Here is a 20,370-nt window from a genome sequence, read left to right as displayed (position 1 = left end):
CGCGAAAAGTGCGTTACCCCGCCGCGCCGCGGATGAAACGCTGTATCCCGTACGGTGCCGGGTCGATCTCGGGCGTACGCCCGCAGATGACGTCGGCGAGCAGCTGGCCGGTGCCGGCGCTCATGCTCACGCCCATCATGCCGTGCCCGGTCGCCAGCCACAGGCCCTCGCGCCCGGGTACGGCGCCGATCAGCGGGACATCGTCGCGGCTCATCGGCCGCCAGCCGTACCAGCGCTCCTGCACGACCGGGCCGACCGGCTCGTGCAGGTACTCGGCCGCACCGCGCTCGAGTGCGGCGAGCCGTCGCGGATTGAGTTCGGTGTCGTAGCCGGAGAACTCCATGGTGCTGCCGAGCCGGAAACCCGCTTCCCAGACCGTGACGCAGACCGAGCGTTCGTGCAGGACCAGCGGGCGCCGCGGTACCCGCGAGGGTCGCGAATAGGTGATCGAGTACCCCTTGCCCGGCTGCAGCAGCGCGCGCAGTGCCGGCACGCCGAATGCATCGGCCATCCGCGGCGACCATGCGCCGACCGCGAAGACCACGTCGCGACCCGCGAGGTCGCCGCGGGCGGTGCGCACGCGCGCCGGCCTGCCGGATTCGACCGAGGTCACCGCGCAGTGCTCGATGATGGTGCCGCCGCGTGCGCGGACCACGCGCGCCAGCTCGGCGACGTAGCGGTCGGGGCGCAGCGCGGCGTCGCCGTCGAAGCAGATCGCACCGGCCACGCCAGGCTTGAGTGCGGGTTCGCCGGCCTCGTAGGCGGGACCGTCGACGAGCCGGTACGGGATGCCCGCCTCCTCCAGCAGCACCAGTTCCTTCTGGCCGTGCTCGAACTCGCGGGGATCGCGGAACACGTAGTCCTCGCCCGAGGCACGGAACTCGCAGTCCAGGCCATGCCGGGTCATCCAGTCCTCGAGCCGCGCGCGCGAGTCGTTCAGCAGGCGCGCCTTGGCCATGCTGCTGGCGCGCCAGTCGCGTTCGTTGCAACGCAGGGCGAAGGCCAGCAGCCAGCGCCACAACGCGGGGTCGATCCTGGGCTTGATGTAGAGCGGCGCATCGGGGGTGAACATCCAGCGCAGCGCGGTGGCGACCATTCCCGGTGCGGCCAGCGGCGGTGCGTGGCTGGGCGTGATCGTGCCGCAGTTGCCGTGCGAGCTGCCGCCGCCGACACGGCCGGCCTCGACGACGCAGACGCTGCGGCCGGCCTCGATCAGGCTCAGCGCGCAGGCCAGGCCGATCACCCCACCGCCCACGATGACGACGTCGAAGGGATTCTGGGTGGGAAAGTCCGTGTCCGGGGTGGCGTGCATGGGCGAAGGCGTCGGGGTCAGGGGTGGGGCGGCAACGGCGGCGGCGCGGACGGAAGGCGACGCAGCGAGGGCCATTGGAGGTAGGTGAACGCCCGCCACAGCCACTCGACCGGGCCATGGCGGAAGCGTGCCATCCACAGGTGGGCGAAGGCCAGCTGCCCGGCGAAAACCGACAGGACCAGCACGACCTGCCCCACCCGCCCGACCTGTCCCCACAGACCCAGGCCGTGGCCGTAGAAGACCCAGGTGCCGACCAGCGACTGCATCAGGTACAGGGTCAGCGCCATGCGCCCGGCCGGGGCCAGTACGCGCAGCGCTTGCGCGCCTCGCTCCAGCGCCAGGACCACGATGCCCAGGTAGCCCAGGGTCATCATCGCGCCGCCTGCCATGTGCAGGCTGCTCGCCCACAGGGCGCCGACGCTGTCGGAACCTTCCAGGTCGGGGCGCGGGTCGATCGCGACCCCCAGCAAGGTCACCGCCAGGCCCGCGGGACCGATCGCCCAGGCCATCGCCTGCAGCAGGCGCCGATGCTCGCCCGGCCGGGCAAGCACGCCGCGCCGGATCAGCCAGGTACCGAACACGAACAGGCCCAGGGTCATCGGCAGCAGGAAGAGCCCGTTGAAGAAATAGGCCTGCTGGAAGCGCAGGCGCATGTGCGTGGCATCCAGGTAACTGCCCCGCGAATAGGCCGCCACCTCCTGTTGCTGAAACGCCAGCGTTTCGGCGGCGCGCCGGGCCGCGTCGTCCGGCGCCGCGGCATCCCCCAGCAGGCCCAACAACAGCGCGATCAGCATCAGCAGGACGACGATCGACATGTACAGGGCGACGCCCCACGCCCAGAGACCGGTAGTGGGCGCGCGGCGGAAAACGAGCAGCAGCGCGAACGCGGTGAGCGCGTAGGCGACCAGGATGTCGCCCGACCAGACCAGGCAGGCATGCAGTACGCCGATGAGCAGCAGGCCGCAGGTCCGGCGCAGGTACAGCCCGGCAAACGGCAGGCCAGCGGCCTCGGCGCGGGCCTGCATGAGCGCGAAGCCCATGCCGAACAACAGCGAGAACAGGGTCCAGAACTTGCTGCTGGCGAAGACGTATATCGCCACGTCCAGCCACAATGCCGGTCCCTGGAGGTCGAGATCGATGCCTTCAGCGCGGCCGACCAGCGGCGTGGTGAACCAGGCCACGTTCACCAGGAAGATGCCCAGCAGGGCCAGTCCACGAAGAACGTCCATGGACGCGATCCGCCCCACGGCACCGATCGGTGCCATCCTTGCCTGCTGCATGCTCGCCCCGTCTGCCCTGGTCGATGGGCAGTGTACGGGGCCAGGAACGGAAACGGCCCGCACAGGACGGGCCGTCGGTACCTGCGTCGAGCGGGACTCAGTGCTCGACGCCGCCCTCGCCGTGCACGTGGCCGTGCTCGATCTCTTCGGGCTTGGCTTCGCGCACGTCGATGATCTCGATCGCGAAGTGCAGGTCCTTGCCCGCCATCGGGTGGTTGAGGTCGACGTCGACCACGCTCATGCCGATCTTGACGATGCTCACCGCGCGCGGGCCGAAGTTGGTCTGAAGCACGGTCTGGTCGCCGACGGCGATCTTCTGGCCCTTGAAGTACTTCTTCGGGACGCGCTGGGTCAGGCCCTCGCGGACTTCGCCGTACGCATCGGCCGACGCCACGTCGACCTCGAACTTGTCGCCGGCCTCATGGCCTTCCATCGCCTTCTCGAGACCCGGGATGACGTTGTTGTGGCCGAACAGGATGGCCAGCGGATCGCGACCCTCGGAGCTCTCCAGGGCGTCCTGGCCCTGTTCGGAAACGGTGTAGTGGAAACGGACGACGCGGTCTTTCTCGATCTTCATGGATGGACTCGGCAGGGGCGCTCCGCGGGCAGGACGCGCGGTCGGCGCTTGGACGGGGCTGACCGACCGGAAGCGGGGCACCGGCGGGCCAAGGTAAGTGGAACTTGTCGCGACGGCGCGTACCCGCCAAGCTAGAGCCGTGAACAAGACCGTGCATTATCCCGGCAAGCCCGGGTTCGCGCCAGCCAGCCGCCGGCGCCCCGTCGTCGCGGCCGCGGCCGCCCTGGCGCTGTCGCTGCTGCTGGCCGCCTGCGGGGGCGGCGACAAGGTGCGCCCGGCCGCGCCCGGCGGCGACGCCTGGCCTGTGGTGGCGCCGGAAGATCCGGCCGCCGCCAATGCCGTGCTGATGCGCGCGCTCAGCCTGGTCGGCACGCCGTATCGCTACGGCGGTAGCACGCCGGAGGGCGGCTTCGACTGCAGCGGCCTGGTCAATTACGTCTACGACGACATGCTGGCGCTGAAGCTGCCGCGCACGTCAAGCCAGCTCGCGGCGTACCAGGGCCCGAAGATCAGCCCGCGGAAGCTGGCCACCGCCGACCTGGTGTTCTTCGGCAGCCGGGGTCGCGTCAGCCACGTGGGGATCTATGTCGGCGAAGGCCGCTTCGTCCATGCACCGAGCACCGGTGGCACGGTGCGACTGGATCACCTCGACGGTCCTTACTGGCGCGACCACTACACCGGGGCGAAGCGCGTCCTGAAATAACTCACAGGGGTCTGAGTGCCGAAAAAGTGACGGACTTCACAAAATTCGCGCTTTTGTTACGTCTTTTTTAACTTCATGACGATGGCGTGCAGGCATCATCGTGCCACTGCAATCTTGTGATAACCGCGTGAAGACCGACGAAATCCGACTTGGCCGCCGTGCCGGCCACCTCGCCCACCGCCTCACGCGGCCATTCCATCGCTACCTCCTCTGCCTTGCCCTCGCGGCCATTGCCCTGCCGGCCGCCGCGCAGCAGTTGCCCAGCCCTTCGCTGGCGGGCGATTCGGCCGACATGCCGTCCGCGATCACCCGCCCCATGCTGCCCGAAGCCATGGGCATGTCCGATCGCGCGCTGCTCCTGGCCACCGACCTGAACCGCCTGATGGGCCAGGGCGCCGCCCAGGCCGGCGCGGACACCGAGGTCGAAGACAAGGACGGGCGCATCGGCGCGGTCCTCCAGAAGGCCCTCGCCCTCCTTGGCACGCCCTATCGCTGGGGCGGCACCAGCCCGGAGAAGGGCTTCGACTGCAGCGGCCTGGTCGGTTACGTGTTCCACAATGCGCTCGGCATCGAGCTGCCGCGCATCTCCCGCGAGATGGCGCGCAACGGCGAGGCGGTGAAGGACCGCGCGTCCATGAGCGCCGGCGACCTGGTCTTCTTCGGCCGTCGCGGCCGCGTCGACCACGTCGGCATCTACCTCGGCGAAGGCCGTTTCGTGCATGCCCCGCGCACCGGCCGCACGGTCAGCGTGTCTCGCATGGACAGCGGCTACTGGGCCAACAAGTTCATGGAGGCGCGCCGGGTCGAGGGCATCTGAGCCCCACCGTCGCGCATCACGATGAAGGCCGCCCCGGGGCGGCCTTCTTGTTTGCCGGGCGGTCGCCCCACGGCGCCATCAATCCTCGTGCGCGGCGCCGCGGTAGCGCTCGACGGTCTGCTCGATGCCCTTGCTCAGTTCCATCACTTTCAGGGCGTACTCGGCGAGCCGCTTGTCGTCTTCGCTGGCAGGCACCCAGGAGGGCACCGGCGTGGGCTGTCCCTCCACGCCGTCCAGGGCCACGAAGACGATCACGCAGTGCGTGCACAGGCGCGGGCGCCCGGATTCGTCCTGGTTGACCCCGGGGTCGCGGGCCATCACGTCGACCGCGAAGTGCATGCTGGTGGTGCCGGTATGGACGAGCTTGGTGCGCACGGTGACCAGGTCGCTGATCCGGATCGGCGACACGAAGCGGATGCCGCCCACCGCCACCGTCACGCTGTAGCGGCCGCTCCATCCGACCGCGGCGGCGTAACCGGCCTGGTCGATCCATTTCATCACCACGCCGCCGTGCACCTTGCCGCCGTAGTTCACGTCGGTGGGTTCGGCGAGGAACCGCAGGGTCAGTTCTCGCTGTTCGCCCGCCATCACGCCGCCCTCCCCACGCCGCGCGCCCAGGCGGCCACCGCCGCGCCGACCGCATGCACGGATTCGCGCAGGCGTGCGTCCTCGAGCACGCCGCGCGCCGGCAAGCGCTCGGCGGCCTGGCCCACCGCGACCTGCTGCGGCACGACCAGCAGACCCAGCTTGGCCAGTGCGTCGCGCAGGACGAGCAGCGAGCGCAGCCCCCCGAGCGGTCCCGGCGAGGCCGAGACGATGCCGGCGACCTTGCCGGCGAACAGGGCAGTGCCCGGGCGGCCGTCCTCCATCGGACGCGATATCCAATCGAGCGTGTTCTTGACCAGGGCCGGCATGGAGCCGTTGTACTCGGGCGTGCTCACGAGCAGGCCGTCGTGCTCGCCGAGCAGCGCCTGCAGGCGCCGTACGTTGCCGGGCATGCCGGCGGCCTCGATGTCGCCGTCGTAGACCGGCAACGGGAAGTCGCGCAACTCGACCAGGGTCACCGTCGCGCCGGCCGCTTCCGCGCCCGCGGCAAGCACGGGGATGAGGCGACGGTTGTAGGAAGCCTCGCGCAGGCTGCCCGCGAAGGCGAGCAGTCGGGGCGGCGTGTCGGGCATCGGCGTGTTCCCCTCGGGATCGAAGGCCACAGTATGCCGGCGCGCGCGTGCAGCCGGCGTATGGATGCCGTCGCGCTGGCCGCGTCGCCATGAATCGCCGACACTGGACGTCCCCTACGGAAGACGACGCCCCTCGCGATGCCCCGCATGCCCTCGACCCGCTCCCCCGGCCGCCTGCCGTCAAGCGCGCGCGCCGCGCTGGCCACCCTGCTCGCCCTGTCCACACTCCCCGCGTTCGCCGCCGATGCGCCATTGCCGCAGTTGCAGGCCTACGAAGTGCGCGAGTCCTGGCGCCAGCCCATCGAGCCCTTCCGGATCGCCGAACACACCTGGTACATCGGCACGCAGGGCCTGAGCGCGCTGCTGGTCAAGACCGATGCCGGCGCCGTCCTGATCGACGGCGGCATGCCGCAGGCCGCGGACATGCTGCTCGCGCACATGGCCGCACTGGGCGTGGCACCGGGCGACCTGAAGTACATCCTGCACAGCCACGCCCATGGCGATCACGCGGGCCCGGTCGCCGCGATCCAGCGCGCCACCGGTGCGACCCTGGTCAGCAACGCCGAGTCGGCGGTCCTGCTCGCCCGCGGCGGCAGCGACGACATCCACTTCGGCGACGCCATCGTGTACCCGCCCGCCCGCGCCGGCCGCCTGGTCATGGATGGCGAGTCGATCGAGCTGGGCGGGATGCGCTTCACCGTGCATTTCACCCCCGCGCACACGCCCGGTTCGATGAGCTGGACCTGGACCGACCGCCGCGACGGGCGCGACACCGCGATCGCCTACGTCGACAGCATCAGCGCCCCGGGCTATCGCCTGCTGGACAACCCGCGCTACCCGCGCATCGTCGACGACTACCGCCGTGGCTTCGAGGCCATTCGCGCCCTGCCCTGCGGCCTGCTCGTGACACCGCACCCGGACGCCAGCGGCTGGACGCCGGCAAATGCCGACGATCGCCTGCCGCGGCCCATGAGCTGCCGCGACTACGCCGACGCCGGCGAACGCGCCCTGGACCAGCGGATCGCCGAACAGCGTGCCGCCAAGGCAGGCGACTGATGCCCTACACGCCGATCGTCGCCACCCTCGGTTACGTCCTCTCGCCCGACCACAGGCAAGTCCTGATGGTCCATCGCAACGCGCGGCCGGAGGACCACCAGTTGGGCAAGTACAACGGCCTGGGCGGCAAGCTGGAAGCCGACGAGGACGTGGTCGCGGGCATGCGCCGGGAGATCCACGAAGAAGCCGGGATCGACTGCACCGAGCTGCAGCTGCGCGGCACGATCAGCTGGCCGGGCTTCGGCAAGCACGGCGAGGACTGGCTGGGTTTCGTGTTCCTGGTCACCGCCTTCACCGGCACGCCCTTCGAGCGCAACCCGGAAGGCACGCTGGAATGGGTGGCGCTCGAGGACCTGGACGCCCTGCCGATGTGGGAAGGCGACCGCAACTTCCTGCCGATGGTCTTCGACGACGACCCGCGCGCGTTCCACGGCGTCATGCCCTACCTCGACGGCCGCATGCAGTCCTGGCGTTTTTCGCGGGTCTGAGCCGCGCGGGTCAGCGCAGCTGGCTGTCCTTGCTGCCGCGACGATTGAATCCGGCCGCCGCCTGCTGTTCGTCCTCGGCCTCCTGGCAGGCGATGCACAGCCGGACGCCCGGCACGGCCCTGCGCCGCGCCTCGGGAATGGGGGCGTCGCAGTCCTCGCAGTGGCTCAGGCCCGGGCCCTGCGCCATTCGGCTGCGCGCGCGCTTGATCGCGTCCTCGACGGTCGCATCGATCTGGTCCTGCACCGAAGTGTCGCTGGTCCATCCACCGGCCATGACACCCTCCTCTCGAAAATCCTGTCGTGTCGACCACCACATATGCGCCTTTCGCGCGCCCGGTTCAAGTCGAAGCTGAACGCCGTCAGGGGCCGATGCGAACCGTGCCCCGCCCCTCGTGCTGCTCGAAGACGAAGCGATAGGCCAGGCTGATGGCCTCGGGAACCACCTCGCCACCTTCGCAGCCGTCGCCCGCGGCAGCCTTGTCCGCGGCGCTTGCGTATACGCAGCGGAACGCAGGATCGAAGCGCCACCCGGCCACGGCATCGCGGGCCGCCTGCAGAAAGCCCGGGGCGATGGCATCGGCCGCCTGGCAGTCCTCGCCGGGCGCGATCGGATCGGCCTGGGCGACGCGTCCATCGGTCCCGATCGACAGGCGCAGGCACACCTGTACGGGCGGCAAGCGGTCGGAGAGCAGCGCCTGCGGATAGTCCGGCGCCCGGTTGCCGCTTTCCTCCAGCGGCATCAGCAGGGTTTCGTTGTCGGCCAGTTGCCACGCGCCCGCCGGCATGGCCCGGGTGATGTCCTGCATGCCGACCCGCCCATCGAGCGTATCGGCCTCCCGCGGCGCCGGCGCGCTGCGGCAGGCGGCCAAGGCCAGGGCCAGGGCCAGCCCGCCCCCCAGGCGGGTTCCTCCAGAAAGTGTCGCGATCCCTGCCATGATGTCCTCCCGATGCGTGACGTCTACCTTCCCACGCCTCGACCGGGTATCTCAACGGGTCGAAGCGCCAGCCAGTGCCAGATCGCCGACATCTGCACGCGGCATAATCGACGGCTTCGCCGACTCACCCGACCCCGCATGACGCCACGCCGCTCCACGCCCCGCACACTCGCCGCCCTCGCCCTGCCCGCCAGCGTGTTGCTGGGAGCCTGTGCCAGCCAACCCGCCACCACCGCCCGCCGCGCCGATCCGGTCATCCAGGTGGACGTACCCGCGATCGCGCGGCCCGACGGCGAGACCCCCGCATGGTGGTTCCGCGATGGCGCGGCGCAGGCCGCGGCGCGTGGCGCGATGGGCGGACAAGCGCGCAACGTCATCCTGTTCGTCGGCGACGGCATGAGCCTCAACACCGTGGCCGCCGCGCGCATCCTCGACGGCCAGCGCAAGGGCGGTCCCGGCGAGGAGAACCGCCTGAGCTGGGAGCGCTTCCCGTCGACCGCGCTCAGCCGCACCTACAACACCGACAGCCAGACGCCGGACTCGGCCGGCACCATGAGTGCGATGGCGACTGGCGTGAAGACCCGCGCCGGCGTCCTCAGCATTGGTCAGGCGCCGATGCGCGGCGACTGCGACGGCGCGCTCGCCACCCCGATGCTGAGTCTCTGGGAACTGGCCGCCGCCAGCGGCATGGCCACCGGCGTGGTGTCCACCGCGCGCCTGACCCACGCCACGCCCGGCGCCACCTTCAGCCATTCCGCCGACCGCAACTGGGAGCACGACGGCGACATGCCGGCCGCGGCGTTGCGGGCCGGTTGCCGGGACATTGCGCGCCAGATCGTGGAAACGCCCTTCGGGCACGGGCCCGACGTCCTGATGGGCGGCGGCCGCTCGATGTTCATGCGCGACGACCAGGCCGACCCCGAGTACCCCGGCACGACCGGCAAGCGCGGCGATGGCCGCGACCTGGTGGCCGAATGGCAGGCGCGGCACCCCGAAGGCACCTATGTCTGGAGCAGCGCGCAACTGGCCGCCGCGCCCGCCACCGGACCGCTGCTGGGCCTGTTCCAGCCCAGCCACATGCAGTTCGAACACGATCGCGCCGGCGACGCCGGCGGCGAACCGAGCCTGGCCGAGATGACCCGGGTGGCGATCTCGCGCCTGCGCGACGCGCCCGGCGGCTACGTCCTGCTCGTCGAAGGCGGCCGCATCGACCACGCCAACCACTACGGCAACGCCTACCGTGCGTTGACCGACACCATCGCGCTCAGTGAGGCGGTGCAGGTCGCCAGCGACATGACATCGGCCGATGACACCCTGGTCCTGGTGACCGCCGACCACTCGCACACGCTGACCTTCGTCGGCTATCCGCGGCGGGGCAACCCGATCCTCGGCAAAGTCGTCGGTTCGCTGGCCGAGGACAACGGCGAGTCGCACCTGGCCACCGACGCGACGGGCCTGCCCTACACGACCCTCAGCTACGCCAACGGCCCTGGTTACATCGGCGCGAGCGAGCTGCAGCCCGAAGGCCCCAAGCACTTCCCGCACTCGCCCGACCACTTCCAGCAGGCGCGCGGCGGCCGCCCCGACCTGACCGGCGTCGACACCGAGGACCCGGACTACATGCAGGAAGCGCTGGTGCCCTCGAAGGACGAAACCCACGGCGGCGACGACGTCGGCCTGTGGGCGCGCGGCCCGGGCAGCGAGGCGGTGCGCGGCTCGGTCGAGCAGAACGCGATCTTCCACTTCGTGCTGCAGTCCACGCCACGCCTGCGCCAGGCGCTGTGCGAGCGCGACGGCTGCGACGCCAACGGTGTGCCGGTGCAGCTGCCCGACTTCGAGGCCTTCCGCGGGCCCTGAACCTGTCGGCGCCCCCGCCCCGGGGCGCCGGGATCAGAAGGGCTTGGCCAGCACCAGCCAGACCACGCCCACGAGCAGCAGCACCGGCAGTTCGTTGAACCAGCGCAGGGCCTTCGCCGACGGCAGGGCCCGGCCCTTGTCGACGCCCTTGAGCCAGCGCCCGGCCACGATGAAGTGCGCCAGGATCAAGGCCACCAGGAGCAGTTTGGCGTGCAACCAGCCGCCGCTCATGCCGAAATGCAGCCACAGCGCCAGGCCGAACAGCACGGCGATGCCGAACATCACGTGGCCGAAGCGATACAGGCGCCGCCCCATGAGCACCAGGCGCGCACGCACGTCCGGCGACGCGCCCGCCTCGGCCAGGTTGACCAGGATCCGCGGCAGGTAGAACACCGACGCCATCCAGGCGATGACGAAGACGAGGTGGGCGGTCTTGGTGACGAGGTAGGCGGTCATGGGCTGCTGGTGATTGGTGATTGGTGATTGGTGATTGGTGATTGGTGATTGGTGATTGGTGATTGGTGGTTCGGGAATGGGGAATGGGGCGCAGTGTCGGGGCAGTGGCTTTGGCTTCTGACCTTATCCCTACTCCCTATTCCCTATTCCCACGCGCGCAAGCGCGCCAAAGCGCGCGGCGCTAGGATGCCACGTCCACGACCTGCACTGAAAAAAGACCCCGGGATGCGCAAACAATACGATCGCCATTACTTCGAGCGCTGGTACCGCGATCCGGCCTTGAAGGACGCCGCCATTGGTGGGCGGGCGCGCCTGGGGCGCAAGGTCGCCCTGGCCGTGGCGACCGCCGAGTACCATCTCGAGCGGCCCCTCCGCAGCGTGCTGGACGTGGGGTGCGGCGAAGGCGCGTGGCGGGCGCCCCTGCTCCGCTTGCGGCCCCGCGCCAGCTACCTGGGCTTCGACAGCAGCGAGTACGCGATCGCCCGCCATGGGCGTCGGCGGCAATTGCACTTCGCGCGGTTCGGCGATTTCCAGCACCTGCGTCCCTGCGCCCCGGTCGACCTTGTGGTCTGCAGCGACGTCATGCACTACCTCGACGCCCGCGAGCTGGACCGTGGACTTCCGGGCCTGGCCGAGCTGTGCGGCGGCGTGGCCTTTCTGGAGACTTTCACCCGCGAAGACGGCATCGACGGCGACACCGAGGGCTTCAGGCGGCGGCCGGCCCGCTTCTACCGCCAGCGCTTCGAGGCCGTGGGTTTCACCGCCCTGGGCTCGCACCTGTGGCTGTCGCCGGCGCTGGCCGGGGCGACCACCGCGCTTGAGCGCCCGGCCTGAGCCGACCCACCCGCAGCCGGCGTGCCCACCGTGATGTCCACCGGTCGGCCAGTTCACAAACATGTCCCTGCGCTCGGGTATGCTGCGTCGCAACAGATGCAGCCCCGGCCGCGCCCCACGGACGCCCCGGGTACTCATTGGCGGGAGACCACGATCCGATGATGCTTTACCAGATGCACGAATTCGGCCGCGCATGGATGGCCCCGGTCACGTATTGGGCGGATGCCAGCGCGAAGATGTTCGGCGCCTCCGGCAGCTGGCTCTCCAACCTGCCCGGCGCCGCGCGCGCCGCCGCCGGCTACGAGCTGCTGTACCGCATCGGCAAGGACTACGAGAAGCCGGAGTTCGGCATCCACTCGCTGGACATCGACGGCGACATCTTCCCCGTCATCGAACGCGAAATGGCGCGCAAGCCGTTCTGCCGCCTGCTGCGCTTTAAGCGCTACACCGACGACGCCGGAAACCTGAAGGAACTCAAGGACGACCCGCCGGTGCTGGTCGTCGCGCCGCTTTCGGGCCACCACGCCACCTTGCTGCGCGACACCGTGCGCACCCTGCTGCGCGACCACAAGGTCTACATCACCGACTGGATCGACGCGCGCATGGTGCCCACCGCCGAGGGCGACTTCACCCTCGACGACTACGTGGCCTACATCCAGGAGTTCATCCGCCAGATCGGCGCCAACGACCTGCACGTGATCAGCGTCTGCCAGCCCACCGTGCCCGTGCTGGCGGCGATCTCGCTGATGGCGCAGAAGGGCGAGGCGACGCCGCGCTCGATGGTCATGATGGGCGGTCCGATCGACACCCGCCAGAGCCCGACGGCGGTGAACAACCTGGCCACCGAAAAGCCCCTGTGGTGGTTCCAGAACACCGTGATCCACCCGGTGCCGGCCAACTACCCCGGCCACGGTCGCCAGGTCTACCCGGGCTTCCTGCAGCACATGGGCTTCATGGCGATGAACCCCGAGCGCCACGCACAGTCGCACTGGGACTTCTACCAGGACCTGCTCAAGGGCGACCTCGACGACGCCGACTCGCACCGCCGCTTCTACGACGAATACAACGCCGTGCTCGACATGCCGGCCGAGTATTACCTGGACACCATCCGCGTGGTCTTCCAGGAGCACCTGCTGCCGAAAGGCGAATGGGACGTCGACGGTACGCGCGTGGATCCGTCCGCGATCACCGGCACCGCCCTGCTGACCATCGAAGGCGAACTCGACGACATCTCGGGCCAGGGCCAGACCCGGGCCGCGCACGACCTGTGCACCGGAATCGCCAAGGACGACACGCACCACATCGAGGTCAAGGGCGCGGGGCACTACGGCATCTTCAGCGGCCGCCGCTGGCGCACCCAGGTCTATCCGAAGGTGCGCGACTTCATCGCCCGCTATTCGACCTGACCCCGCCCGTCGGCACGCGCGCTGGGCACCCACCCGGCGCGGCGCGCGACAGGTGCAACGCAGCGCAGCGTGTCCGGGCATTGCCCGGCCCCAGGCAAAAGCCCCGCGATCGCGGGGCTTTTGCGTTGCGCCCGGGGTGGGTCGTCACATGTCGACGGCGCAGCCCTGGGTGAAGGACTTGTTCGCGGTCCGGGTCCCCCAGCTGCCGTCGAGCTCGCCGCAACCGGCGGTCCACTGGCCGACGAGGGCGCCTTCGTCGTTGTAGTAGTTCCACGTGCCCTGCCACGACGCGGTGGCGGCGAAGGACAGGGCGGCCAGCAGGGCCACGCTCAGGGTGGCGGCAATGATCCTGGTACGACGCATGGTGATTCTCCTTCAATGGAATGGTCTCCCCCCGTCGCCATACTGGCCCGATGGGATGGGCACTTCTGGTACCGGCGGCACATTGCGTTCACCGCGCCGCCCTTTTCAGACCGCCCGCGAGCCCTTCACCAGCAGATGCTTCGCCAGTTGGCCGTGCAGGTAGCCGATGCCGCGGGCGACGTGCAGGGTGACGAACAGCAGGAGCGCGCCGATCACCATCGCCAGCACCGATTCCCATATCGCGACGTCGCCGGTGAGCAGGACGCCATCCAGGTAGACATGCGACTCGTAGCCCAGCGCCAGCAGCACCGGCAACGCAATCAGCGACAGCGCGACGGTCGTCATCGTGGCCGCCACCGTGAAGTAGGCGATGCCCAGCGGCATCATCAGCAACATGTACAGGAACGTGCCCCAGGTGCGCGGGTCGGTGAACATGTCCTTGATCCGCTCCAGCCACGGCTTGCCCTGCGCGCTGTACAGCGGCCGCCGCGGCATCCGCTCACCGAGCATGACTTCGACCAGCCGGCCCTCGACCAGCGCCAGCACGCGTGTCGAACCCACGAACAGGATCAGCAGGGGGACGCCGATGATGAGGACCAGCAGTCCGGCCGAAATGGATACGCCGGTCACGACCCAGGTGAAGTAGAAAATGCCGGTCGCCAGCGAAAGCAGCATGTAGAACAGCGCGGCGTAGGCACGCGGCTCGGCGGCGACGCCGAAGAATCGTCCGAACCATGAGCGGTGCGGGCGCGGCGGCGGCACGCGCAACGCCGTCTGCACCCTGACTTCGGTGTCGCGGTAGATCTCGGCGACCTCCTCCGGCGCGCCGTAGCTGCCGGCGACGGCCGAGATCACCTCGGCCTCGGTCCGGCCGGGGCTTTCGGCAAGCTCGGCCCGCAGGTACTCCTCGGCGTCGTAGAGCGCGTCCTGGACCATGGCCGGATCGGCATCGGACAGGGCCCGCCGCAGTTGTTCCAGGTACTGGGGAATGGTGGTGGGGAGCGTGGCGGTGTTCATTCCGGGAAAGCCTCCAGGACGGTATCGACGGAGTCGCGGGTCGCACGCCAGGCGGCGACCCAGTCACGCAGGGCCTCGCGCCCGGCGTCGGTGATCTGGTAGTAACGGCGCGGCGGCCCGGAGACCGAGGGCTCGACATGGCTGTCGAGCAGGCCCGCGGCGCCCAGGTTGCGCAGGACCGGGTACAGGGCGCTCTGCTTGCCCGTGAGCACGCCGGCCCCCTCGCGTTCGAGCCGCTTGGCGATCTGGTAGCCGTACATCGGCGCCTCCGCCGACGCGACCACCGCCAGCAGGGTCAACGACACGGTTCCCGAGCTGAGTTCTTTCTGGAATTTCCGGAGCTGGGCTTCCAGGTCGGTCATCGAGGCCTCCACCCGTCGGGATGACGGTTTGCTGCTTCGGACTCAACACTATTGCTTTCTTATGTATACCGAATGTGCCGCTAGTCATGCCTCGCCCCGCTGCTGGCCGCCACGGTCGGGCTGGGCCAGAATCGGCCGTTCATGACGAATGGAGTCCCCCGTGCCCAAGACCCCGCTGCTGACTGCCGCCTTCATTGCCTGCTGCGCCGCGGGCGCGTCGCCCGCGCGGGCCCAGGACGAGGCCGCGACACCCTACCGCTCGATGGGTGAGATCATCGAGGCCTCCTCACCGTCCGACTGGCGCCGCCCCGATCCGGCGAACACCCTCTATCTGGAACTCGACAGCGGCCGGGTGGTGATCGAACTGGCCCCTGGCTTCGCGCCACGCCACGTCGCCAACATCCGCACGCTCGCCCGCGAGGCCTACTGGGACGGCATGAGCATCAACCGCTCGCAGGACAATTTCGTGGTCCAGTGGGGCGACCCCGACGGCGAGAGCGACCATCCCAGGTCCCTGGGCAGCGCCGACGCCAGGCTGCCGGCCGAGTTCGACCGGCCCAGCAAAGGCCTGGCCTTCCATGCCCTGCCCGATCCGGATGGCTGGGCGCCGCAGACCGGCTTCGCCGAAGGCTTCCCGGCCGCGCGCGACCCCGAAGAAGGACGCGCATGGCTGGCCCATTGCTACGGCATGGTCGGCGCCGGCCGCGCGATGGAGGCCGACTCCAGCAACGGCAGCGAGCTGTACGTCGTCACCGGCCAGTCGCCGCGCCAGCTGGACCGCAACATCACGGTCGTCGGCCGCGTCATCGAAGGCATCGAACTGCTGTCGGTCCTGCCGCGCGGAACCGGTCCTTTGGGCTTTTACGAAGAGGCCGGCCAGCGCGTGCCGATCCGCGCGATCCGCCTGGCGTCGGAAGTCCCCGACGCCGAGCGCAGCGCGATCGAAGTGCTGCGCAGCGACACGCCCCTGTTCGACGAACTGGTGGAGGCACGGCGCAACCGCCGCGACGAGTGGTACAAGCGCCCGGCCGGCCACATCGACCTGTGCAATGTGCCGCTGCCCACCCGCAAGGTCGAAGCCACCCAGACGCCCTGAGGCCAGGCGCGCCGCGACCGCTCAGGCGTTGCGGCGCGAGGCTTCCTGACCCAGCACCTCGTGCTGGAACAGGCACATGCGGATGGCGCTGTGGTAGCGGCCGTCGCTGAAGTATTCGTCGACCAGCACGCCCTCGCGGCGGAAGCCGGCGCTCTCGTAGATCCGGATCGCGCGGGCGTTGTCGACGTCGACCAGCAGGTAGAGCTTGCGCAGGTTGAGCACGCGGAAGGCGTAGTTGATCGCGCGCTGCGTCGCCGCCCGCGCGAAGCCGCGGCCCTGGTGCTCGGGCGAGACCATCACCAGGAACTCCGCGCGCCGGTGCAGGTGGTCGATCTCCACCAGCTCGACCATCCCGACCGGCTGGTGCATGTCGCTCTCGATGATGAAGCGCCGTTCGGACTGGTCGTGGATGTGCTTGCGATACAGCTCCTCGAGCTCGACGAAGGACTCGTAGGGCTCCTCGAACCAGTACGCCATGACGCTGCGATTGTTGTTGAGCACGTGCACGAAGTGCAGGTCGTCGCGCTCCAGGGGGCGCAGCGTCACGTGCGATGGCGCGTCCTGGATCGGTGCGTTCTCATCCATGCAGACAGGGTAATCCAGCATCGCGCGCACCGGGGTGAAACCTGCCCGGCGCCCGGGCCGGGGGGCGAACGCAGCCCGGGTAAGCGACGCGCACCCGGGGCCCGGATGTGAGGGGTTGGTTTCGGGTTGCCGGACGGTATCGGGCGCGGCTGCGCCATAGGGTGGGGCGAGCCGAAGGCGATACCCACCGTCGCTGGAGGCCACGGCGCAGCACGGATCCTGCTGCGCGCAAACCATCGAGCGAAACCGCTTGCCTGCCGCTGCCCGCAGGCGCGCGGCATGAACGTCACGGCGATGCGTTCACGCCACCTTTCCCGGCCGCTCCCTAGCCTGAAAACCCGCCTGTAAACCGGCGTCCAACACTCCCCCACGTCAACGACACGGAGCGCCACCATGCCCCTCCTGCGCCTTCGCATCACCGGAAGCGAGGACACCGCCCGCGCCATCGGCAACCTGCTCTCCAGCCTGGAGGGCGTCGACCACATCGACGAGGTCGCCGACCTGATGCCCCACATGGACGATCCCGACTCCAGCTCGGCCGGACTGCCCGACGACCGCGGCCCGGGCGTGCACGAACTGGAAGTCGAGACCTCGAACGCCTATTCCGCCAACAAGGTGCGGCGTGCGGTCGAGGAGCTCGCGCTGGAACTCGACGCGATGGTCGAGATCGAGACCGAGGAAGAGCGCTGAGCCCGGGTCAGGGCATCGACGCCAAGGCCTGGTCCACGCCCGGCAGCAGGGCACGGGTGGCCGCGTCCTCGCGGGCGGCGGCCGCCACCCGCAGCGCCATCAGGAAGGCCCGCAGGTCGTGCCGACGGTAGAGCCAGTCGCGGTCCTTCCAGGCCAGCGCTTCGTCGCCCAGGCCCGCGGACAGCTCGCCGAACCAGGTTATCCAGGCGTCCGCATCCATCACATCGCGGCCCGCGGCGTACAGGACCGGGGCGGCGAGTCGTTCGGGTTCGCCGAACACGTAGGCATGCGAGGCCGGCACGACCTGGCTGCCGGCGGCATCCACCAGGCGCCGGAGCTGCGCCCGGTCGAGGGCCGGGTTCAGCGATAGCTGCATCAGCCAGTCGGCGCCGTGGGCGACGCCATGGCGCCAGCCGCTCGCCGGGTCGAAGCCGCGGTAGTCGTCCACCGAGCGCAGGTAGCGCGTCGCCCGATCGACCATGGCGTCGCGTTCGCCTGCGTCCATCCACGGCACGCGGCGATCGGTGCGCGCGACTTCGGCCAGGACCAGCGCCGAGAAAGGACGCGAGAAGCCCTCGCCCGCCGGCCCATCGAGGCGGACGTACAGCGCGTCGCGCAGCGCGCGCAGCGTCGTTGCATCCAGCTGCCCGCCGCGCATCCAGGCCGACAGGGCCGCGTACCCGGTGTCGTCCCGCAGGCCGGGGTCCGGGGCGCCGAGACAGTCGACGAGGGCCAATGCAAGCGCCTGTCGACGCGCCCTGTCGTCGACGGCAAACCCGCCCTCGCGCAGCGAGGCCAACGCTCGCGCGTCCCATCCGTCCGGCGGACAGGTCGCCGCCACGGGCATCGAAATCCCCATCAGCAGGCACAGTCCGGCCCCACGCACGCGCCACCCTCGTCCCATGTGTCCCTCCCGGCGGCCCGGCCGCCATGCATCCGGTATCGGCGCACAGTATCCTGCCCCAATCCCATCGACATGCCGACCGAGGTCTCCTGCATGCACAGCTTCCGTTCCCTGCCCCTGGCGGCCGCCCTCCTGCTGGCGCTGTCGGCCTGCCAACCCAGCCCCGCGCCCGAGGCCGCCACCGGGAGCGCGGCGCCCGCCGCGACGGCGGACGCGAAGCTCGACCAGCAGTTCGAGCTGCTGTCCAAGCGCTTCCTCGACAAGGCCATGGAACTGTCGCCGATCACCGCCACGCAGATGGGCGACCATCGCTTCGACGGTCGCATCGACGACATGAGCAAGGGCGGCCGCGCCGCCAGCCTGGACGCGGCGAAGAAGTTCCTCGCCGAGCTGGACAGCCTCGAGGTCGCGCGATTGTCGCGCGAGAACCAGGTCGACGCGGCGATCCTGCGCAACCAGCTGCGCTACGAAATCTGGTCCTCCGAAACCCTGCAGTCCTGGGCCTGGGACCCGCAGGTCTACAGCCAGCTCGCCGGCGGTGCCCTGTACGGCCTGATGGCGCGCGACTTCGCGCCGATGCCCGAGCGCCTGAAGTCGGCGACCGCCCGCATGCAGCAGATCCCGGCGCTGTTCACCCAGATGCGCGCCAACCTGGACCCGGCGCGGGTCCCGCGGATCCATGCCGAAACGGTGGCCCGCCAGAACGCCGGCGTCCTGAGCCTGGTCGACGAGCTGATCGTGCCCAATGCCGACCAGCTCAAGGGTGAGGAACGCAAGAGCCTGGATGCCGCGATCGCCACGTTGCGCGCGGCGGTCGCCGAGCAGCAGGCCTGGCTCGACGACACCCTGGTGCCGAATGCCAAGGGCGACTTCCGCATCGGCGAAAGCCTCTACGACGAGAAGCTTGCCTTCGCGCTGAACTCGCCGATGACGCGACAGGAAATCCGCACCCGGGTGGAAGCCGACATCGCCAGCACCCGCGCCGAAATGTACGACATCGCGCGGGGCGTGCTGGCCGATCGCCCGGACGCCCCGGAGGCGATGCCCGATTCTCCCTCGCCCGGGCAGCAGCAACAGGTGATCGAAGCGGCGCTGGAACTGGCCTACGCCGACCGCCCGGGCCGCGACGAGGTCGTCGAGCTGGCGACCCGCACCACCGAGGAAGCCACCGCCTTCGTGCGCGAGAACAACCTGGTCACCGTGCCCGACACCCCGGTGAAGATCATCCTGATGCCCGAGTTCCAGCGCGGCGTCGCGGTCGCCTACTGCGACTCGCCTGGCCCGCTCGACAAGGGCCTGGACACCTTCTACGCGGTCTCGCCGATCCCCGACGACTGGGACGACGCGCAGGTGGATTCGTTCCTGCGCGAGTACAACACGCGCTCGATCCATGAGCTGAGCATCCACGAGGCGATGCCCGGCCACTTCCTGCAGATCGCGCATTCCAACAAGTACCCGTCGACCCTGCGCGCGGTGCTCGGCTCCGGTCCCTTCATCGAAGGCTGGGCGATGTACGGCGAGAAGGTCATGTCCGATGCCGGCTACATGGACGGCGACCCGCTGATGAAGCTCATCAACCGCAAGTGGAACCTGAGGGCGATGGCCAATGCCCTGCTCGACCAGGCGATCCACGTCGACGGCATGACCCGCGACGAGGCGATGGAACTGATGACCGTCACCACCTTCCAGCAGGAACGCGAGGCCGCCGGCAAGTGGGTGCGCGCGCAGCTGACATCGGCGCAATTGCCGACCTACTACGTCGGCTACAGCGAACACCTGGACCTGCGCCGGGAGATGGAGCAGCGCGAAGGCGACGCCTTCGACCTCAAGGCCTACCACGACAAGGTCCTGTCGTTCGGCTCGCCACCGGTGCGTTTCGTTCGCCAGCTGATGCTCGACGAACCCATCCATTGAGGCCCGGGCCGGCGGCCGATGCGCGGTCGCCGGCCCGCCATGTCCCTGCGGTATCGTCGGGGGCCCACCCAAGGAAGCGCCGCCATGGCCGGAAGCCGCATCATCCCCTGCCTGACCTACCGTGACGCGCACGCCGCCATCGCGTTCCTGTGCGAGGCGTTCGGCTTCGAGAAGCACGCCGTGTACGCCGATGGCGACGTCGTCCACCACGCCCAGCTGACCTTCGGCGATGGCATGGTCATGCTCGGCTCGGCCATGAAGGAGGGCGAGTGGGCGGACCGCATCGCGCAACCGGGCGACATCGGCATGCGCGAGACGCAGAGTCCCTGCGTGATCGTCGACGACGCCGACGCGCATTACGCACGCGCCAGGGCGGCCGGCGCGACGATCGAGATGGAGATCGCCGACCAGGACTACGGCGGTCGCGGCTACATGTGCCGCGACCCCGAAGGCCACCTGTGGTGGTTCGGCAGCTACGATCCCTGGACGGCCGGGCATCCGGACGCCTGACCCCACGCGAGGCTTCGGCATGGATCTGTT

24 protein-coding genes are annotated in these 20,370 nt (G+C 69.7%); 11 read left to right on the top strand and 13 right to left on the bottom strand.

Annotation, left to right across the window (positions count from 1 at the left end):
- Positions 1-13: 13 nt before the first annotated feature.
- The 3 genes from H4F98_RS04375 to H4F98_RS04365 all read right to left on the bottom strand — a co-directional run bounded on the left by H4F98_RS04375 (position 14) and on the right by H4F98_RS04365 (position 3,169).
- A complete protein-coding gene (locus tag H4F98_RS04375; RefSeq protein WP_182685406.1) occupies positions 14-1,312 on the bottom strand; it encodes an NAD(P)/FAD-dependent oxidoreductase in 1,299 nt (432 codons plus the stop codon).
- Between the two features lie 17 nt (positions 1,313-1,329).
- Positions 1,330-2,541: a DUF418 domain-containing protein gene (locus H4F98_RS04370; protein WP_182685405.1), complete on the bottom strand. Its 1,212-nt coding sequence runs from the start codon at positions 2,539-2,541 to the stop codon at positions 1,330-1,332.
- A 148-nt stretch (positions 2,542-2,689) separates the two neighbouring features.
- Positions 2,690-3,169, bottom strand: coding sequence for an FKBP-type peptidyl-prolyl cis-trans isomerase (locus tag H4F98_RS04365; protein ID WP_182685404.1), 480 nt, complete (start codon positions 3,167-3,169; stop codon positions 2,690-2,692).
- Positions 3,170-3,308: 139 nt separating this feature from the next.
- Here H4F98_RS04365 and H4F98_RS04360 point away from each other — a divergent pair, with 139 nt between their 5' ends.
- Both H4F98_RS04360 and H4F98_RS04355 read left to right on the top strand, forming a co-directional pair.
- Positions 3,309-3,872 carry a C40 family peptidase gene (locus H4F98_RS04360; RefSeq protein WP_425487568.1) on the top strand — a complete coding sequence of 188 codons (564 nt, stop codon included), beginning with the start codon at positions 3,309-3,311 and terminating at the stop codon, positions 3,870-3,872.
- Positions 3,873-3,999: 127 nt separating this feature from the next.
- Complete coding sequence (locus H4F98_RS04355) at positions 4,000-4,689, top strand: C40 family peptidase (protein WP_343064725.1); 690 nt, start codon at positions 4,000-4,002, stop codon at positions 4,687-4,689.
- Positions 4,690-4,767: 78 nt separating this feature from the next.
- Here H4F98_RS04355 and H4F98_RS04350 read toward each other — a convergent pair whose 3' ends face one another.
- Positions 4,768-5,277 carry an acyl-CoA thioesterase gene (locus H4F98_RS04350; protein ID WP_182685403.1) on the bottom strand — a complete coding sequence of 170 codons (510 nt, stop codon included), beginning with the start codon at positions 5,275-5,277 and terminating at the stop codon, positions 4,768-4,770.
- Entirely contained in the window at positions 5,277-5,867 is a 591-nt protein-coding gene (locus H4F98_RS04345; protein WP_182685402.1) for an NADPH-dependent FMN reductase, read from the bottom strand. Before H4F98_RS04345 ends, H4F98_RS04350 begins: the two co-directional genes overlap by 1 nt.
- A gap of 147 nt (positions 5,868-6,014) precedes the next feature.
- Between H4F98_RS04345 and bla the strand changes: the two genes are divergently transcribed.
- Positions 6,015-6,923, top strand: coding sequence for a subclass B3 metallo-beta-lactamase (gene bla, locus H4F98_RS04340; RefSeq protein WP_182685401.1), 909 nt, complete (start codon positions 6,015-6,017; stop codon positions 6,921-6,923).
- Positions 6,923-7,411: an NUDIX hydrolase gene (locus tag H4F98_RS04335; RefSeq protein WP_182685400.1), complete on the top strand. Its 489-nt coding sequence runs from the start codon at positions 6,923-6,925 to the stop codon at positions 7,409-7,411. Before bla ends, H4F98_RS04335 begins: the two co-directional genes overlap by 1 nt.
- 10 nt (positions 7,412-7,421) lie before the next feature.
- Here H4F98_RS04335 and H4F98_RS04330 read toward each other — a convergent pair whose 3' ends face one another.
- Positions 7,422-7,685 carry a DksA/TraR family C4-type zinc finger protein gene (locus tag H4F98_RS04330; RefSeq protein ID WP_182685399.1) on the bottom strand — a complete coding sequence of 88 codons (264 nt, stop codon included), beginning with the start codon at positions 7,683-7,685 and terminating at the stop codon, positions 7,422-7,424.
- A gap of 85 nt (positions 7,686-7,770) precedes the next feature.
- A complete protein-coding gene (locus H4F98_RS04325) occupies positions 7,771-8,346 on the bottom strand; it encodes a hypothetical protein (protein ID WP_182685398.1) in 576 nt (191 codons plus the stop codon).
- 138 nt (positions 8,347-8,484) lie between these two features.
- On the opposite strand from H4F98_RS04325, the gene H4F98_RS04320 reads away from it, so the two are divergent.
- Complete coding sequence (locus H4F98_RS04320) at positions 8,485-10,203, top strand: alkaline phosphatase (protein WP_182685397.1); 1,719 nt, start codon at positions 8,485-8,487, stop codon at positions 10,201-10,203.
- Positions 10,204-10,236: 33 nt separating this feature from the next.
- Here H4F98_RS04320 and H4F98_RS04315 read toward each other — a convergent pair whose 3' ends face one another.
- Positions 10,237-10,659, bottom strand: a complete 423-nt coding sequence (locus H4F98_RS04315) for a CopD family protein (protein WP_182685396.1) — start codon at positions 10,657-10,659, stop codon at positions 10,237-10,239.
- A 225-nt stretch (positions 10,660-10,884) separates the two neighbouring features.
- Between H4F98_RS04315 and H4F98_RS04310 the strand changes: the two genes are divergently transcribed.
- Positions 10,885-11,493: a class I SAM-dependent DNA methyltransferase gene (locus H4F98_RS04310; RefSeq protein WP_182685395.1), complete on the top strand. Its 609-nt coding sequence runs from the start codon at positions 10,885-10,887 to the stop codon at positions 11,491-11,493.
- Between the two features lie 161 nt (positions 11,494-11,654).
- Positions 11,655-12,899: a polyhydroxyalkanoate depolymerase gene (locus H4F98_RS04305; protein WP_182685394.1), complete on the top strand. Its 1,245-nt coding sequence runs from the start codon at positions 11,655-11,657 to the stop codon at positions 12,897-12,899.
- 144 nt (positions 12,900-13,043) lie between these two features.
- Here H4F98_RS04305 and H4F98_RS04300 read toward each other — a convergent pair whose 3' ends face one another.
- The 3 genes from H4F98_RS04300 to H4F98_RS04290 form a co-directional block, all read right to left on the bottom strand.
- The gene (locus H4F98_RS04300; RefSeq protein WP_182685393.1) at positions 13,044-13,262 is read right to left on the bottom strand and encodes a DUF6289 family protein; all 219 of its coding nucleotides are present in this window, start codon (positions 13,260-13,262) and stop codon (positions 13,044-13,046) included.
- A gap of 105 nt (positions 13,263-13,367) precedes the next feature.
- Complete coding sequence (locus H4F98_RS04295; RefSeq protein WP_182685392.1) at positions 13,368-14,279, bottom strand: sensor domain-containing protein; 912 nt, start codon at positions 14,277-14,279, stop codon at positions 13,368-13,370.
- Positions 14,276-14,641 carry a PadR family transcriptional regulator gene (locus H4F98_RS04290; protein ID WP_141518420.1) on the bottom strand — a complete coding sequence of 122 codons (366 nt, stop codon included), beginning with the start codon at positions 14,639-14,641 and terminating at the stop codon, positions 14,276-14,278. The genes H4F98_RS04295 and H4F98_RS04290 overlap by 4 nt, the downstream gene beginning before the upstream one ends.
- Before the next feature lie 160 nt (positions 14,642-14,801).
- Between H4F98_RS04290 and H4F98_RS04285 the strand changes: the two genes are divergently transcribed.
- Positions 14,802-15,737, top strand: a complete 936-nt coding sequence (locus H4F98_RS04285; RefSeq protein WP_425487567.1) for a peptidylprolyl isomerase — start codon at positions 14,802-14,804, stop codon at positions 15,735-15,737.
- Positions 15,738-15,758: 21 nt separating this feature from the next.
- On the opposite strand, the gene speG is transcribed toward H4F98_RS04285, so the two are convergent.
- The gene (gene speG / locus H4F98_RS04280) at positions 15,759-16,322 is read right to left on the bottom strand and encodes a spermidine N1-acetyltransferase (protein ID WP_182685390.1); all 564 of its coding nucleotides are present in this window, start codon (positions 16,320-16,322) and stop codon (positions 15,759-15,761) included.
- Positions 16,323-16,715: 393 nt separating this feature from the next.
- Here speG and H4F98_RS04275 point away from each other — a divergent pair, with 393 nt between their 5' ends.
- Positions 16,716-17,012 carry a hypothetical protein gene (locus tag H4F98_RS04275; RefSeq protein WP_182685389.1) on the top strand — a complete coding sequence of 99 codons (297 nt, stop codon included), beginning with the start codon at positions 16,716-16,718 and terminating at the stop codon, positions 17,010-17,012.
- Positions 17,013-17,019: 7 nt separating this feature from the next.
- Here H4F98_RS04275 and H4F98_RS04270 read toward each other — a convergent pair whose 3' ends face one another.
- Entirely contained in the window at positions 17,020-17,898 is an 879-nt protein-coding gene (locus H4F98_RS04270) for a DUF2785 domain-containing protein (RefSeq protein WP_220479083.1), read from the bottom strand.
- A 111-nt stretch (positions 17,899-18,009) separates the two neighbouring features.
- Between H4F98_RS04270 and H4F98_RS04265 the strand changes: the two genes are divergently transcribed.
- The gene (locus tag H4F98_RS04265) at positions 18,010-19,830 is read left to right on the top strand and encodes a DUF885 family protein (RefSeq protein WP_182685387.1); all 1,821 of its coding nucleotides are present in this window, start codon (positions 18,010-18,012) and stop codon (positions 19,828-19,830) included.
- A gap of 84 nt (positions 19,831-19,914) precedes the next feature.
- The gene (locus tag H4F98_RS04260; protein ID WP_182685386.1) at positions 19,915-20,340 is read left to right on the top strand and encodes a VOC family protein; all 426 of its coding nucleotides are present in this window, start codon (positions 19,915-19,917) and stop codon (positions 20,338-20,340) included.
- The last annotated feature ends 30 nt before the right edge of the window (positions 20,341-20,370 follow it).

The organism is Marilutibacter spongiae, from assembly GCF_014145325.1.
GTDB classification, from domain to species: domain Bacteria; phylum Pseudomonadota; class Gammaproteobacteria; order Xanthomonadales; family Xanthomonadaceae; genus Marilutibacter; species Marilutibacter spongiae.
This window is presented reverse-complemented; position numbering and strand designations above follow the sequence as displayed.